Here is a 14,478-nt window from a genome sequence, read left to right as displayed (position 1 = left end):
CGGGCGCCGGCTGCTGCGCCGTCAGCGCCGCCCGCCACCGCGTCCGCGCCCACGCCCATCTCCAAGGCCGCCCCCACGGCGACGGCAGCCGCCAAGCCGTCTGCACCTGCCGCCAACGGCACGTACTACCTGCAAGCCGGCGCCTTCCGCGGCGAGAACGACGCCGAATCGCTCAAGGCGCGCATCATCCTGCTGGGTCTGCCGGTCGCGGTACAGAAGGCGGAATTGAACGGCAAGCCCATCAACCGCGTCCGGGTCGGTCCGTTTGCCCGCCTGGACGACATGAACCGGGCGCGCGGACGCCTGGGCGAGAACAAGATCGAAACCGCCGTGGTGCGCCAATAGCGCCGCGCGGCGGATCGTTTTGCATTGAACTAATCCGGCCCCGGGCCTGTCTGTAGCCTTTTATTCAGGAACCTCACCCATGCTGTCCCCCAAGCTCATCCGCATCCTGGCAGCCGCCGCGCTGACCGCCACGGCGTTCTTCAGCCCGGCCAGCCACGCGCAAGGCGCCCAGCAGTACGTGCCGATCAACCCGCCGCTGCCGTCGGACACCCCGGGCAAGGTCGAGGTCCTGGAATTCTTCGCCTACACCTGCCCGCACTGCGCCGCCATGGAACCCATGGTCGAAGACTGGGCCAAGACCGCGCCGTCCGACGTCGTCTTGAAGCAGGTTCCCATCGCCTTCAACGCCGGCATGAAGCCGCTGCAGCAGCTGTACTACACGCTGCTGGCCCTGGACCGTCCCGACCTGCACCCGAAGGTCTTCACGGCCATCCACGGCGAGCACAAGCGCCTGTTTGACAAGAAGGCCATGGGCGAGTGGATTGCCACGCAGGGCGTGGACCGCGCCAAGTTCGACTCGGTGTTCGATTCGTTCAGCGTGCAGACCCAGGTGCAACGCGCCAACCAGCTGGCCGAGGCCTATCGCATCGAAGGCACCCCGTCGTTTGCCGTGGGCGGCAAGTTCATGACCTCGCCGGTGATGGCGGGCAACAGCTACGAAGGCGCGCTGAAGGAAGTCAACGCGCTGATTCCGATGGCGCGCGCGAAGTAATCCGCGCAATACCCGCATCGCAAACGCCCCGAGCCCTCCAGGCCGGGGCGTTTTTTTTTAGCCTTAATTTTCAGCCTTGATTCAGCCGCGCCGCCAAGACGCCGGGCTACACTTTCGCCATAAAAATCGCCGCACGCACGGCATCAAATGGGTGGAAGACAAATGAAGAAGCACTTCTCGCGCAGCAGCGCGGCGCTGGGCCTGTGCCTGTCGCTCGCAACGGGCCTGGCCCACGCCAACGCCGCCGACGGCGTCAAGATCGGCGTCCTGACGGATATGGCGGGCGTCACCGCCGACGCCACGGGCAAGGGGTCGGTGGAAGCCGCCCGGCTGGCCATCGAGGAAATGGGCGGCACGGTGCTCGGCAAGCCGATCACGCTGGTTTCCGGCGATCACCAGCACCGCCCCGACATCGGCAGCAGCATGGTCCGCAAGTGGTACGACACGGAGGGCGTGGACGTCGTGGTGGACGTGCCCAACTCGTCCGTCGCGCTGGCCGTGCAAGGCATCGCGCGCGAGAAGAAAAAGCTGGTGCTGTTCTCCAGCCCTGGCACCACCGCGCTGACGCAGGCGCAATGCTCGCCCTATGGCGTGCAATGGACCTACACCACCTATGCGCTGTCGCGCGGCACCGCCACCGCCGTCGTGAAAGAAGGCGGCAAGCGCTGGTTCATCCTGGCGTCCGATTACGCGTTCGGCAAGCAGCTTGCCGCGGACACGGAAACGGTGGTCAAAGCCAACGGCGGCGAGATCGCCGGCACGGTCTTCCATCCGCTCAATGCGTCGGACTTCGCGTCCTTCCTGCTGCAGGCGCAGGGTTCCAAAGCGCAGATCATTGCGATTGCCAATGCGGGCGGCGACACCATCGCGGCCATCAAGCAGGCGGCGGAATTCGGTATTGGCGGCACGCAGCAACTGGCGGCGATGCTGCTGCTGTTGACGGACGTGCACAGCCTGGGGCTGGCCGCCGCGCAAAAGACCTATCTGACCGTGCCGTCGTACTGGGACATGAACGACGGCACCCGCGCCTTCACCAAGAAGTTCGAGGCGCGCGTGGGCCGTCCGCCCACCTTCCTGCAGGCCGGCGTCTACAGCTCGGTGCGCCATTACCTGCAAGCCGTGAAGGCGGCCGATTCGGTCGATGCGGACGCGGTGATGGCCAAGATGAAGTCCATGCCGATTGACGATCCCTTCAGCCTGAACGCGCACATCCGCGCCGACGGGCTGGTGGTGCGCGACATGATGCTGGCGCAGGTGAAGACGCCCGAGCAGTCGAAGGCGCCCTGGGACTACTACAACATCGTGCGCACCATTCCCGGCGAATCGCTCGCGTGGCCGCTGTCTGAAAGCCAATGCCCGCTGGTCAAGCCATGACGCCAGCGCTGGCCCTGGCGGACTTCGGCAGCTTCTATGCCGGCGGGCGGCCCGTGCGGATCGAAGGTCAGCCCAAGCGTGATATCGCGTTCACGCAGACGGCGTCTCTCGCCTACGACCCCAACGGCCTCTACCACTTCGAGCAAGCCTACGTGCAGTACTTCATTCCCGCACGGCTGGCGCATCCCCTGCCCATCGTGCTGCTGCACGGCGGCGGGATGACCGGCGCGATGTGGGAGCACACGCCCGACGGCCGGCCCGGCTGGATGCAGCATTTCCTGCGGCAGGGCCATGCGGTGTATGTGGTGGACAACGTGGAGCGCGGGCGCGCCGGCTGGGCGCCATTCACGCAGGTCTGGCCCGAGCCGCCCATCATCCGCAACGGCGAGGAAAGCTGGTCACTGTTCCGCTTTGGACGCACCGAGGATTACCCGGCGCGGCAGGCGTTTGCGGGACAGCGTTTTCCGGTTGGCCATTTCGACGACTTCATCCGCCACGCCGTGCCGCGTTGGCTGGGCAACAACGATGCCGCGTTACAGGGCTTTTGCGCCGTGCTGGACCGCGTCGGACCTTGCATCGTGCTGGCGCACAGCCACGGTGGCGAAGTGGCCTACCGGGCGTTGCATGCGCGGCCGGATCTGGTGCGCGGGGTGATCGGCATCGAGCCGTCCGGGTTTTCCACCGAGGTCATCGCGCACTGCGTGGCGGACAAGCCGTTTTTGTTCGTCTATGGCGACTATCTGGACGCAACGCCACTTTGGGAAAAGCTCACGGCGACAGGCGCCGCCTACGCCGAAGATCTGGCGCGGCAAGGCGGTCGAGTCCAGATGTGGCGGCTGGCGGATATGGGCATAGCGGGCAATTCGCACATGCCGATGATGGACGACAACAGCGACGATATCGCCGCGCGCATCGGCGCGTGGCTCCGCGACACGGCGGGGTGATCGCGCCCGTCAATGCAACGCGGCGGCCTTGCAGCCGCCGCGTGTGGGTCTTGCGGGTGTAGTTCTGCGCTTATCGCACTTACTGCGCGATCATTCCTTGACCGCCGCCGCCTGCTCAAAAGCCTGCGTCAGGTCCGCAATGATGTCCTCGGGCGACTCCAGCCCGATGTGCAAACGCACGACCGGGTTCTCGCCTTCGCCCCAATAGCCGTGCTTGGACAGATCCTTCGGCGACACGAGCTGCACCAGGCTTTCATAGCCGCCCCACGAGAAGCCGATGCCAAAGAGCGTCAACGCATCGACAAAGCGGCGCGCGGCGGCCGGCGACAGGGCCAGTTCCGCCGACAGCATGCCGTTCGACCCCGTGCAATCGCGTTGCCACAATTCGTGGCCCGGATCCTTGGGCCAGGCCGGGTGGAACAGGCGCACGGTTTCGGGACGGGAATCCAGGAACTCGCACACCTGCATCGCGTGGCGCGCATGCTGGGCCATGCGGATGGGCATGGTGCGCACACCGCGCAGCGCCAGCCACGCGTCGTCGGCGCTGATCGAATACCCCATCGCGTACTGCGTGCGGTTCAGCTTGCGGGCGATGCCTTCGTCGTTGGTGACCACCGCACCCAGCATCAGGTCCGAGTGTCCGCCCACGTATTTGGTGCCGGCAATGACCGAGACCTGCGCGCCCAGCGTCAGCGGCCGATAGATGTAGCCGGAACCCCAGGTGTTGTCGGTGGCCAGCACCAGCCCGTGGCGCTGCGCGATGGCGGCCATGGCGCCCATGTCCAGCATCTCGAACAGCAGCGAGCCGGGCGATTCCACATACAGCAGCTTGGTGTTGGGCCGCACCAGCGCATCGACGTCCTCGCTGGCGGCGAAGTACGTGATCTCGATGTTCATGCGCTTGAGCACCGCATCGTCAAGCTCGCGCATCGGGCCGTACACGCTGTCGGAGATCAGCGCGTGGTCGCCCGCCGAGCACAGGGCCATCATCACCATCGTCATGGCCGACAGACCTGACGAGGCCAGATAGCAGTGCGTGCCGCCTTCAAGCTGCGTGAAGACCTCTTCCAGCGCGGCATGGGTGTCCATGCCCATGCGCCCGTACGTGGACGCGCGGCCGCCCGCCGCCTTGCTGCGCTGCGCGTTCTCCAGCGCGGTGATGTTGGCAAAGCGCACCGTGCTGGCCCGCATGGGCGGCAGCGGCACCGGCGCCGTGCCGGTCTCGGGATTGAACGGGGCGGTGCCCGCGTGCTGGAGAACCGTATCGATGTGTTTGGTAGGCATCTTGTAGAGGTGCGTCAAAACCAGGAAAACCAAACCATATCAGGACGCGGCCGGAATTTCAGCCGATCCATTGGACGGTCTCGGACAAATCCGCGCGCCGGGTGCGGTAGCTGTTGGCCAGATGCGCCGTGTCTTCGAAGCCGAACGAGATGCCGCAGACCACGCGCCGGCCGGGCTCGATGCCCAGCACTTCACGCAGCACCTCGGGATACATCGCCAGCGACGCCTGCGCAACGGTTGCGACGCCGTTGGCCTGGGCAGCGAGCAGGAAGTTGGCGACATAGCCGCCGCAGTCCATCGCGCCGTACTCGCCCAGCGCCTCGTCGGTCGTGATGATCGCGACGTGCGGCGCGTCGAAGAGCGCGAAGTTGCGCATCTCCTGGCGCCGGTAGGCCTCGCGGTCGCCGCGCGGCACGCCGACGGCGCCGTACAGCTGAAAGCCTGATTCGCGGCGGCGGGCCAGGTATTCGTCGCGGTATTCGCGCGGAAACGGGAAGTCGGGCTTGAAACCCTCGACCTGTGCGCGGCGCTCCAGTGCGTCGCGCAACCGTTGCGTGCCGTCGCCGTGGGTGATCGCCACCTGCCATGGCTGGCAGTTGCACCAGGACGCCGTGCGCTGCGCCAGGGTCAGGATGCGTTCGATGGTCGCGCGGGGCACAGGCTGCGGCAGAAAGGCGCGGCAGCTGTGGCGGGCGGGCAGCCAGTCCTCGAGCGCGGCATCGGGCAGGGCGGCGTTGGCGTTTTTGGTGTTATTGGCGTTCTGAGCGGCAACGGTCATGATCGGTCTGTCTCCTGTCGTGGTCGGCTTTGCCCTTATCATGCCACTTGCCGTCCGGCGCTGTCCGGGCGACGCTGACCTCGCGCCAATGGCGCGGTGCCTTCAACGCTACGCCGCTGACCAAACGGACGTGTCGTCCCACCGGCCCGTCGCATCCTCCGCTGCTCCGTCACCGAAGAGATTCCATGCTGCCCCTCGACACCCTCATCGCATTCTTTGGCATTGCCGTATTGCTGGCGCTGACGCCGGGGCCGGACAATCTCTTTGTGCTGATGCAGTCCGCCATCTGGGGACGCAAGGCGGGCATGTTCGTGGTGCTGGGGCTGTGCACCGGCCTGCTGGGTCACACCGCAGCGGTCGCGGTTGGGCTGGCCGCGGTCTTCGCCGCGTCGCCCGTGGCGTTTACGGTGCTCAAGCTGGCGGGCGCGGCCTATCTGGCGTACCTGGCCTGGCAGATCCTGCGCGCCCCCGTCGAATCCGAAGACGGCAAGCGCCCCGAACCGATGCGGCCCGGCGCGCTGTATCGCCGCGGCATCGTCATGAATCTCACCAATCCCAAGGTGCTGCTGTTCTTCTTCGCCTTCCTGCCGCAGTTCACGTCGCCGCGGCTCGGGCCGGTTGGATTGCAGACGATGCAACTGGGCGCGGTGTTCATCGTGTCCACACTATTGGTGTTCGGCGCGATCGCGTTTTTCTCGGGCGCATTCGGTGAACTGCTGCAGCGCTCGGTCACAGCCAAGCGCTGGCTGAACCGCATCGCCGCACTGGTGTTCGTGGGGCTGGCGGTCAGGCTGGCGACGGCTTCGCGCTAGACACCGCGCGCTGCCTCGAGGCACGCGCAGCGGGCACAGGTCACCCGCCGCCCATCACCGTCAATCAAACCGCCTTGAACCGCACGATGCCATCGGCATCCTGCGCGCGCGTCAGCTTGCCTTCGAAATACAGCGCATGCAGATGCGCCAGCGCCTCGCCCATTGCGAACGTCAGCTGATGCAGATCCAGCTTGCGCTTGAACAGCACCGGCACGATGTCGGACGTTGATTGCGGCTTCACGGCACAGGCTTCCAGCACCTCGGCCAGCCGGTCACGATGATGTTCGTGTTGCTGCGTGATGCGCTCGTGCAGGCCCTTGAACGGGCGGCCGTGTGACGGCAACACCAGCGTGTCGCGGGGCAGGCCGTCATAGCCGTGCAGCGACCGCAGATACAAAGGCAGGGGATTGGCGTCGGGTTCGTAATCGAACACGCTGACGTTGGTGGAAATGCGCGGCAGCACCATGTCGCCAGAAATCAGCACGCCCAAGTCGGGCGAGAATAGCGACGCGTGTTCCGGCGCATGACCATAGCCCACAATGACGCGCCAGTCGCGACCGCCGATGCGCACCTGATCGCCGTCCATGATGCGCGTATAGCGCGACGGCACGGCAGGCACCAGGTTGGGGAAATAGCTGGCGCGCTGGCGGATCTGCTCCTGCGCGTCCGGGTCCGTGAGGCCGTGACGGGCGAAGTGCTCGACCGCCGATTGGCCACCGGGGCCCGCGCCGGCATCGGTGCGGCGCGACGACCACAGCGACGCCACCATGTAATCCGTCATCGTCATCCACAGCCGCGCGTTCCAGCGCTCGCACAGCCAGTAAGCCAGGCCGATGTGGTCCGGATGCATGTGGGTGACCAGCACGCGCAGCACGGGCAGGCCGTCCAGCTCGTTCTTGAACACGTCTTCCCACAGCGTCTTCACTTCGTCGCGCGAAATGCCGCAGTCGACGATGGTCCAGCCGTCCTGGCCGTCGATGTTGTCGCGCAGCAGCCAGAGGTTGATATGATCCAGCGCGAACGGCAGCGGCATCCGGATCCATTTAACGCCCTCCGCCACCGCATGCGCGCGGCCGGCCTCGGGCTGAAAATCGGCCCAGGGATACTGAAGCTTCTGTTCGTTGGGGTTCATTGCCTCTCGCTCCACGCTTGACGATCACGTCAAGTCATCATAATTTACGTTTACGTAAACTGCCACACGTCGCATGTCCCCGTCAACCTGGACCATCTCCGAGCTCGCCCGCGAGTTCGACGTCACGCCCCGCACGATCCGCTTCTATGAAGACCAGGGAATCGTCAGCCCGGCGCGCGAGGGCCGCAACCGCATCTTCGGACCGCGCGACCGCACGCGCCTGAAACTGGCCTTGCGCGGCAAACGGCTGGGCCTGCAACTGTCCGAGATCCTGACGCTGATCGACATGTACGACGGGCCCGGCGACACTGACGTGCAGTTGCGCCAATACCTGTCCGTGCTGGAACAGCATCGCGTCACGCTAGAGCAGCAGCGTCGCGACATCGACGATACCCTTCAGGAAATCAGCGAGCAGGAACGCCAGTGCCGCGTCCTGTTGGCGCAGAAGCCGTAGTCCGCATGGCTGTTTTTCAAACCATCGGGCTTTTCGTTCTGACCGCCCTGGCCGAGATCATCGGCTGCTATCTGCCTTATCTGTGGCTGCGCAAGGGCCATTCCATCTGGCTGCTCGCGCCCGCCGCGCTGAGCCTGGCGCTGTTCGCGTGGCTGCTGACGCTTCACCCGACGGCGTCTGGTCGCGTCTATGCCGCGTACGGCGGCGTCTATATCGGCATGGCGCTTCTGTGGCTGTGGGCGGTCGATGGCGTGCGGCCCAGCGCGAGCGACTGGATCGGCGTGGGCCTGTGCCTGGCCGGCATGCTGGTGATCATGTTCGGGCCGCGCGGGACGTGAACCGGCCGGCTGGACGGGCAAAGAAAAAGCGCGCGTTCCCGTAAAGGGCCGCGCGCTTTTCTTTTTATGGGTGCTGGTCTTTTGACGCAGGCTGCGTCTCGGCGCATCCCCGCGCGGCGGATCGACCGCCGCCGCGCTGAAGTGCCATCACAAACCGCCGATCACTCCGCCTTGATATTGCTTTCCTTGATGATGCGGGCGTTGTTCGTGAACTCGGCTTGCACCTGCTTGGCAAACGCCTCGCCCGACGCCGTGCCCGGCTGCAGGAACGACTTGGCCAGCAACTCCTGGAATTCGGCGCTGGCCACGGCCTTGGTCAATGCGGCCTGCAAGGGCTGCGACACCGTGGGCGGCAGGTTGGCCGGCGCGAAGATGCCGAAGTTCGAGTAGTACTGCGCCTGCGGCAGCTTCAGCTCGGCCATCGTCGGCACGTCGGGCCATGCGGCCAGACGCTGCGGCGCCATCACCGCCAGCGGCTTGAGCGCGCCGTTGGCCACGTGCGGCAGCACCACGTCGCTGTTGACCACCAGCAGTTCCACCACGCCGCCCAGGCCGTCGGTCAGTGCCTGGCTGTTGCCGCGGTAGGGGACGTGCAGCATCTTGGTCCCCGTCTGCGCGGTGACCGCCGCCATGCCGATGTGCGCGACCGTGCCCTGGCCCGGCGTGCCGTATCGCACGCCTTCCGGATGGGACTTGGCGTATTCCACGAGACCCGCAAAATCCTTCACGGGCAACGCCTTGGTCGCCACGATGGCCACCGGCGCGACGGCCACACTGGCCACCGGCGTCAGATCCTTCATCGGGTCATAGTTGGTCTTGGCCAGATGCGGAAAGATGGTCAACGGGCTGGTCGAGGCCAGCAGCAGCGTGGTGCCGTCCGGCTGCGCGCGCGCCACATAGTCCGTGCCCACGGACGCGCCCGCGCCGGGCTTGTTTTCGACGATGACCGTGATGTTCGCTTCCTTGCGCAACGCGTCGCCCAGACGCCGCGCGATCGCATCGGCGCTGCCCCCGGCCGTGTAGGGCACGACCACGGTGACCGGCTTGGCCGGCCAGGTCTGCGCCATCGCGCCGCTTGCCATGATTGCCAGGGCCGCCCCCGCGGCCTTGATGAACAACGTCTTCTTTTTCATATCGTCCTGGTGATTTGCGTAGCACTGCGTGGGTGAAACGGATTGCGGTAAAGCCCATCAGGCAAGGTAGCGTTGCGCCAGGCGAACCCAGTACGACGCCCCCGCCGGAATCAAGGAATCATTGAAGTCATAGCTGGCGTTGTGCAGCATGCACGGGCCCAGGCCGTGGCCCGCCATGCGATGCTCGCCGTCGCCGTTGCCCAGGAACACGTAGCAGCCCGGCTTTTCCTGCAGCAGGAAGGCAAAGTCTTCCGAGGCCATGGCAGGTTCGATGGTGAGTGCGCGATCCTCGCCCACGACCTCGCGCATCACGCCCATGCAGAATTCCGTCTCGGCCACGGTGTTGACCAGCGCGGGGTAGCGGCGCTCGAAATACACCTCGGCCTCGCAGCCATGCGCCGCGGCGATGCTGGGCGCGATCTCCTGCATGCGCCGCTCGATCAGGTCCACCACATCGGTGCTGTACGCGCGCACCGACCCGCCCAGCCACGCGGTGTTGGGAATCACGTTGATGACGCTGCCGCCCGCCTGCACCTGCGTGATGGACAGCACCGCCGCATCCAGCGGACGCTTGCTGCGCGTCAGGATCGTCTGCAACGACTGGCCGATGGCAAAGAGCGCCGGCACCGGGTCATTGCAGTCCTGCGGCGCGGCCGCATGGCCGCCCTTGCCCTTGACCGTGATCTTGAAGCCGTTCGCTGCCGCCATCATGGGACCTGCACAGACGCCGAACGCGCCAGCCGGCAGGCCTGGCCAGTTGTGCATGCCAAACACGGCCTCGCACGGAAACCGCGTAAACAGGCCATCCTGGATCATCGCCCGGCCGCCCGCACCGCCTTCCTCGGCCGGCTGAAAGCACAGGTACACGGTGCAGTCGAAGCCGCCCGCTGTCTGCAAATGCTGCGCCGCAGCCAGCAGCATCGCGGTGTGGCCGTCATGGCCGCAGCCGTGCATCTTGCCGTCGTAACGCGAGCGGTGCTCGAACTGGTTCTCTTCCTGCATGGGCAGCGCGTCCATGTCCGCGCGCAGCATGATGGCCCGGTCCGACGTGCCCCGCTTGATCACGCCCACCACGCCCGTCTTGGCAATGCCCGTATGCGTTTCGATGCCCCAGCCGCGCAGCGTGTCGGCCACCACCTTGGCCGTGCGGTGCTCTTCGTAGCAAAGCTCCGGATGCATGTGGATGTCGCGGCGCAACGCCACGATGTCGTCCAGGTTGGATAGTTCAAGCACAGCAGACTCCATCGGATATTTCAGGATTAAAGGGTCACATCAAGTATTGCCCATCGTCACCGTCCGGGCCGTCGCCGCGCGCTAGGGATAACCCTCATCCAATTTACGTTTACGTAAACGTAATATTTGCACTGCATCATTGCGCAGCGCCGGATGAACGGCGCATCATGGATCACCCCCGCGACGGCGGCCAAGACACGCCCGCGCAGATCCCTGAATGTAAGCACCTACTATCACGGAGACACTGATGAATCTTCCCGGCCTGAACTTCGACCTGGGCGAAGACCTGGACATGCTGCGCGACGCCGTCCGCAATTTCGCGCAGGCCGAGATCGCGCCGCGCGCCGCGGAAGTCGATCGCAGCGACCAGTTCCCCATGGACCTGTGGCGCAAATTCGGTGACCTCGGCGTGCTGGGCATGACCGCCGACGAGGAATACGGCGGCGCCAACATGGGCTATCTGGCCCACATGGTCGTCATGGAAGAAATCTCCCGCGCCAGCGCCTCCATCGGCCTGTCGTACGGCGCGCACTCGAACCTGTGCGTGAACCAGATCAATCGCAACGGCACGGCGGCCCAGAAGGCCAAGTACCTGCCCAAGCTGATCTCCGGCGAACACGTCGGCGCGCTGGCCATGAGCGAGCCGGGCGCCGGCTCCGACGTCGTCAGCATGAAGCTGCGCGCGGAAAAGAAGGGCGACCGCTACGTGCTGAACGGCACCAAGATGTGGATCACCAACGGCCCGGACGCTGACACCCTCGTCGTCTACGCCAAGACCGACCCCGAAGCCCACCAGCGCGGCATCACCGCCTTTCTCGTCGAAAAGGGCTTCAAAGGCTTTTCCGTGGCGCAGAAGCTCGACAAGCTGGGCATGCGCGGCAGCCACACCGGCGAGCTGGTGTTCCAGGACTGCGAAATTCCCGAAGAAAACGTGCTGGGCCAGCTCAACGGCGGCGTGAAGGTGCTGATGAGCGGCCTGGACTACGAACGCGCCGTGTTGTCCGGCGGCCCGCTGGGCATCATGCAGGCCGTGATGGACGTCGTGGTGCCCTACATCCATGACCGCAAGCAGTTCGGTCAGGCCATCGGCGAATTCCAGCTCATCCAAGGCAAGGTTGCAGACCTGTACACCACCCTGCAGGCCAGCCGCGCGTTCTGCTATCAGGTCGGCAAGAACCTGGACAAACTGGGATCCGACCACGTGCGCCAGGTGCGTAAGGACTGCGCCGCGCTCATCCTGTACACCGCCGAAAAGGCCACCTGGATGGCGGGCGAGGGCGTGCAGATCCTGGGCGGCAACGGCTACATCAACGAATACCCGGTCGGCCGCCTGTGGCGCGACGCCAAGCTGTACGAAATTGGCGCCGGCACCAGCGAAATCCGCCGCATGCTGATCGGCCGCGAACTCTTCAACGAAACCGCCTGACGCCTTATCCACAGCCCGCGCCATGATCCGCACGTCCGATCTCCAGCACATCGAGCAGGCGCCCGCCCCGGGCCCCTCGCCGCTGGACGTCGCGCGGCTGATCCTGGCGGGCTTTGACCGGCACTATGCACTGTTTCGCTACAGCGCACAGCGCGCCAAGGCGCTGTTTGAATCCGGCGACTGGCACGGCATCCAGCACCTGTCGCGTGAACGCATCGAGTACTACGACATGCGGGTGCGCGAATGCGCCACGCAACTGGAAGGCGTGCTGCGCGGGCGGCCCGAGGGTGCGGTTGGCGGTACGGCCAACGGCGCAGAGCACCCCGCCAAAAACGGCAACGGCGCCGCCGCTCCGTCCCTCACCGACGCGCAGACCGCTTACTGGCAGCAGATCAAGCAGGACTTCGTCGGCCTCCTGGGCGAACACCGCCAGCCCGAATGCGCAGAGACCTTCTTCAACTCGGTGTCGTGCCGGCTGCTGCACCGCGATTACTTCCACAACGATTTCCTGTTCGTGCGCCCGGCAGTCGCCACCGACTACCTCGACAGCAGCATCCCGTCCTACCGCGTGTACTACCCGGTGACCGACGGCCTGGAAAAAAGCCTGATCCGCATGGTGGCCGACTTCGGTCTCGCGCTGCCTTTTGAAGACCTGCCGCGCGACACCCGCCTGCTGGCACGCGCCGCCGTGTCCAAGCTGCGCGCGGGCCTGCCCCGTCACGTCGGCCGGCGCATCGCCACCGATTGTCAGCTCCACGCGCTAGGGTCGCTCTTCTTTCGCAACAAGGGCGCCTACATCGTCGGCCGCCTGATCAACCAGACCACCGTCTATCCCTTTGCCATCGCGCTGACGCGAAATCCGGCCGGGCAAGTGACGCTGGACGCGCTGCTGCTGGGCGCGGACGACCTGAGCACGCTGTTCAGCTTTACCCGCGCGTATTTCCTGGTCGATATGGAAACGCCCGCGGCAGTGGTCAACTTCCTGTCGAGCCTCCTGCCGCGCAAACCCAAGGCCGAGCTCTACACCATGATCGGCCTGCAAAAGCAGGGCAAGACGCTGTTCTACCGCGACTTCCTGCACCACCTGGCCCACTCGCGCGACGCCTTCGACATCGCCCCCGGCATCAAGGGCATGGTGATGTGCGTGTTCACGCTGCCGTCCTATCCGTACGTGTTCAAGCTCATCAAGGACCGCATCGACAAGGACGGCATGGATCACGCCACCGTGCGGCGCAAGTACCAGATGGTCAAGCTGCACGACCGCGTGGGCCGCATGGCCGACACCTGGGAATATTCGCAGGTGGCCCTGCCGCGCGCCCGCTTTGCGCCCGCGCTGCTGGACGAACTGCGCCGGCTGGTGCCCAGCCTCATCGAAGAAACGGCCGACACCGTCGTCATCCGTCACGTCTACATCGAACGCCGGATGACGCCGCTGAACCTATATCTGCAGCAGGCCCCGGACGCGCTGCTGGACCACGCCGTGCGCGAATACGGGGACGCCATCCGGCAATTGGCCGCGGCCAACATCTTCCCCGGCGACATGCTTTATAAGAATTTCGGCGTCACGCGCCTGGGCCGCGTCGTCTTTTATGACTACGACGAAATCCAGCGCATGACCGAGATGAACTTCCGGCGCATTCCGCCGGCCCCGAACGAAGAAGCGGAGATGGCCTCCGAACCCTGGTACGCCATCGGCCCGAACGACGTCTTCCCCGAGGAATTCGGCCGCTTCCTGCTGGGCGACGCGCGCGTGCGCGGCGCCTTCACGCGTCACCATGCCGACCTCTTGGAACCGGACTGGTGGCAGGCCTGCCGCGCCCACGTGGCGCAAGGCCGGATCGAAGAATTTTTCCCTTACGATAAGGACAGACGCTTGCGTGCAGACCGCCCTTTAAACGGCAACGCGGTGTTGTAACCCAATCGCTGTCCCGACCCTCACAGGAGCAAGTCATGTCAGATCCCATCGTCATCGTTTCCGTCGCCCGCACGCCCATGGGCGGCATGCTGGGCAACCTGTCCGGCCTGGCCGCGCACGAGCTGGGCTCGGTCGCCATCAAGGCCGCCGTCGAACGCGCCGGCATCAAGCCCGAGCAGGTCGACGAAGTCATCATGGGCAACGTGCTGCAAGCCGGCCAGGGCCAGGCGCCCGCCCGCCAGGCCGCGCTGGGCGCCGGCCTCCCGTTGGGCGTCGCGTGCACCACCATTCACAAGGTTTGCGGCTCGGGCCTGAAGGCCGCGATGTTCGGCCATGACCTGCTGGCCTCCGGCAGCGCCGAGATCGTCGTCGCCGGCGGCCAGGAAAGCATGAGCAACGCACCCTACCTGCTGCTCAAGGGCCGCCAGGGCTACCGCTACGGTCACAACACCGTGTACGACCACATGGCGCTCGACGGCCTGGAAGACGCGTACGACAAGGGCAAGGCCATGGGCGTGTTCGCCGAAGACTGCGCCTCCAAGTACTCGTTCACGCGCGAACAGCAAGACGCGTTCTCGCTGGAATCGCTGCGCCGCGC

14 protein-coding genes and 1 pseudogene are annotated in these 14,478 nt (G+C 65.6%); 10 read left to right on the top strand and 5 right to left on the bottom strand.

Going from position 1 to position 14,478, the window contains the following annotated elements; genetic code table 11:
- The 4 genes from B3446_RS12260 to B3446_RS12245 all read left to right on the top strand — a co-directional run.
- On the top strand, positions 1 to 345 hold a 345-nt coding region (locus B3446_RS12260), incomplete at its 5' end, for an SPOR domain-containing protein (protein ID WP_291381326.1).
- A 79-nt stretch (positions 346 to 424) separates the two neighbouring features.
- Positions 425 to 1,057 carry a thiol:disulfide interchange protein DsbA/DsbL gene (locus B3446_RS12255; RefSeq protein ID WP_056565750.1) on the top strand — a complete coding sequence of 211 codons (633 nt, stop codon included), beginning with the start codon at positions 425 to 427 and terminating at the stop codon, positions 1,055 to 1,057.
- A gap of 162 nt (positions 1,058 to 1,219) precedes the next feature.
- Positions 1,220 to 2,431 carry an ABC transporter substrate-binding protein gene (locus B3446_RS12250; RefSeq protein ID WP_291381324.1) on the top strand — a complete coding sequence of 404 codons (1,212 nt, stop codon included), beginning with the start codon at positions 1,220 to 1,222 and terminating at the stop codon, positions 2,429 to 2,431.
- On the top strand, positions 2,410 to 3,375 hold the full coding sequence (locus tag B3446_RS12245; protein ID WP_291381322.1) for an alpha/beta fold hydrolase: 966 nt from the start codon (positions 2,410 to 2,412) through the stop codon (positions 3,373 to 3,375). Before B3446_RS12250 ends, B3446_RS12245 begins: the two co-directional genes overlap by 22 nt.
- A gap of 90 nt (positions 3,376 to 3,465) precedes the next feature.
- Here B3446_RS12245 and metC read toward each other — a convergent pair whose 3' ends face one another.
- Together metC and B3446_RS12235 are read right to left on the bottom strand one after the other, a co-directional pair.
- On the bottom strand, positions 3,466 to 4,659 hold the full coding sequence (gene metC, locus B3446_RS12240) for a cystathionine beta-lyase (protein ID WP_291381320.1): 1,194 nt from the start codon (positions 4,657 to 4,659) through the stop codon (positions 3,466 to 3,468).
- A gap of 58 nt (positions 4,660 to 4,717) precedes the next feature.
- Positions 4,718 to 5,437: a nitroreductase gene (locus B3446_RS12235; protein WP_291381318.1), complete on the bottom strand. Its 720-nt coding sequence runs from the start codon at positions 5,435 to 5,437 to the stop codon at positions 4,718 to 4,720.
- A 185-nt stretch (positions 5,438 to 5,622) separates the two neighbouring features.
- On the opposite strand from B3446_RS12235, the gene B3446_RS12230 reads away from it, so the two are divergent.
- Positions 5,623 to 6,249: a LysE family translocator gene (locus tag B3446_RS12230; protein WP_175123954.1), complete on the top strand. Its 627-nt coding sequence runs from the start codon at positions 5,623 to 5,625 to the stop codon at positions 6,247 to 6,249.
- Between the two features lie 64 nt (positions 6,250 to 6,313).
- On the opposite strand, the gene B3446_RS12225 is transcribed toward B3446_RS12230, so the two are convergent.
- Positions 6,314 to 7,381, bottom strand: a complete 1,068-nt coding sequence (locus B3446_RS12225; protein WP_291381315.1) for an MBL fold metallo-hydrolase — start codon at positions 7,379 to 7,381, stop codon at positions 6,314 to 6,316.
- 73 nt (positions 7,382 to 7,454) lie between these two features.
- Between B3446_RS12225 and B3446_RS12220 the strand changes: the two genes are divergently transcribed.
- Positions 7,455 to 7,835: a MerR family transcriptional regulator gene (locus B3446_RS12220; protein WP_291381313.1), complete on the top strand. Its 381-nt coding sequence runs from the start codon at positions 7,455 to 7,457 to the stop codon at positions 7,833 to 7,835.
- A 5-nt stretch (positions 7,836 to 7,840) separates the two neighbouring features.
- Positions 7,841 to 8,173: a YnfA family protein gene (locus B3446_RS12215; RefSeq protein ID WP_175123957.1), complete on the top strand. Its 333-nt coding sequence runs from the start codon at positions 7,841 to 7,843 to the stop codon at positions 8,171 to 8,173.
- Positions 8,174 to 8,334: 161 nt separating this feature from the next.
- Here B3446_RS12215 and B3446_RS12210 read toward each other — a convergent pair whose 3' ends face one another.
- Both B3446_RS12210 and B3446_RS12205 read right to left on the bottom strand, forming a co-directional pair.
- Positions 8,335 to 9,306 carry a Bug family tripartite tricarboxylate transporter substrate binding protein gene (locus tag B3446_RS12210; protein WP_291381310.1) on the bottom strand — a complete coding sequence of 324 codons (972 nt, stop codon included), beginning with the start codon at positions 9,304 to 9,306 and terminating at the stop codon, positions 8,335 to 8,337.
- 57 nt (positions 9,307 to 9,363) lie between these two features.
- A complete protein-coding gene (locus B3446_RS12205; protein ID WP_291381308.1) occupies positions 9,364 to 10,539 on the bottom strand; it encodes a M20 aminoacylase family protein in 1,176 nt (391 codons plus the stop codon).
- A 247-nt stretch (positions 10,540 to 10,786) separates the two neighbouring features.
- Here B3446_RS12205 and B3446_RS12200 point away from each other — a divergent pair, with 247 nt between their 5' ends.
- From B3446_RS12200 to B3446_RS12190, 3 genes and pseudogenes are all read left to right on the top strand, one after another.
- Positions 10,787 to 11,965 (top strand): isovaleryl-CoA dehydrogenase, encoded by a 1,179-nt coding sequence (locus tag B3446_RS12200; protein WP_291381306.1) that lies wholly within the window; start codon positions 10,787 to 10,789, stop codon positions 11,963 to 11,965.
- A 22-nt stretch (positions 11,966 to 11,987) separates the two neighbouring features.
- Positions 11,988 to 13,880 carry a bifunctional isocitrate dehydrogenase kinase/phosphatase gene (gene aceK, locus B3446_RS12195; RefSeq protein ID WP_291381304.1) on the top strand — a complete coding sequence of 631 codons (1,893 nt, stop codon included), beginning with the start codon at positions 11,988 to 11,990 and terminating at the stop codon, positions 13,878 to 13,880.
- Between the two features lie 35 nt (positions 13,881 to 13,915).
- Positions 13,916 to 14,478: pseudogene (locus B3446_RS12190) on the top strand (acetyl-CoA C-acetyltransferase); the annotation flags it as partial.

It is taken from the genome of Achromobacter sp. UBA5777 (assembly GCF_002418565.1).
Lineage (GTDB): Bacteria > Pseudomonadota > Gammaproteobacteria > Burkholderiales > Burkholderiaceae_B > Achromobacter > Achromobacter animicus.
This window is presented reverse-complemented; position numbering and strand designations above follow the sequence as displayed.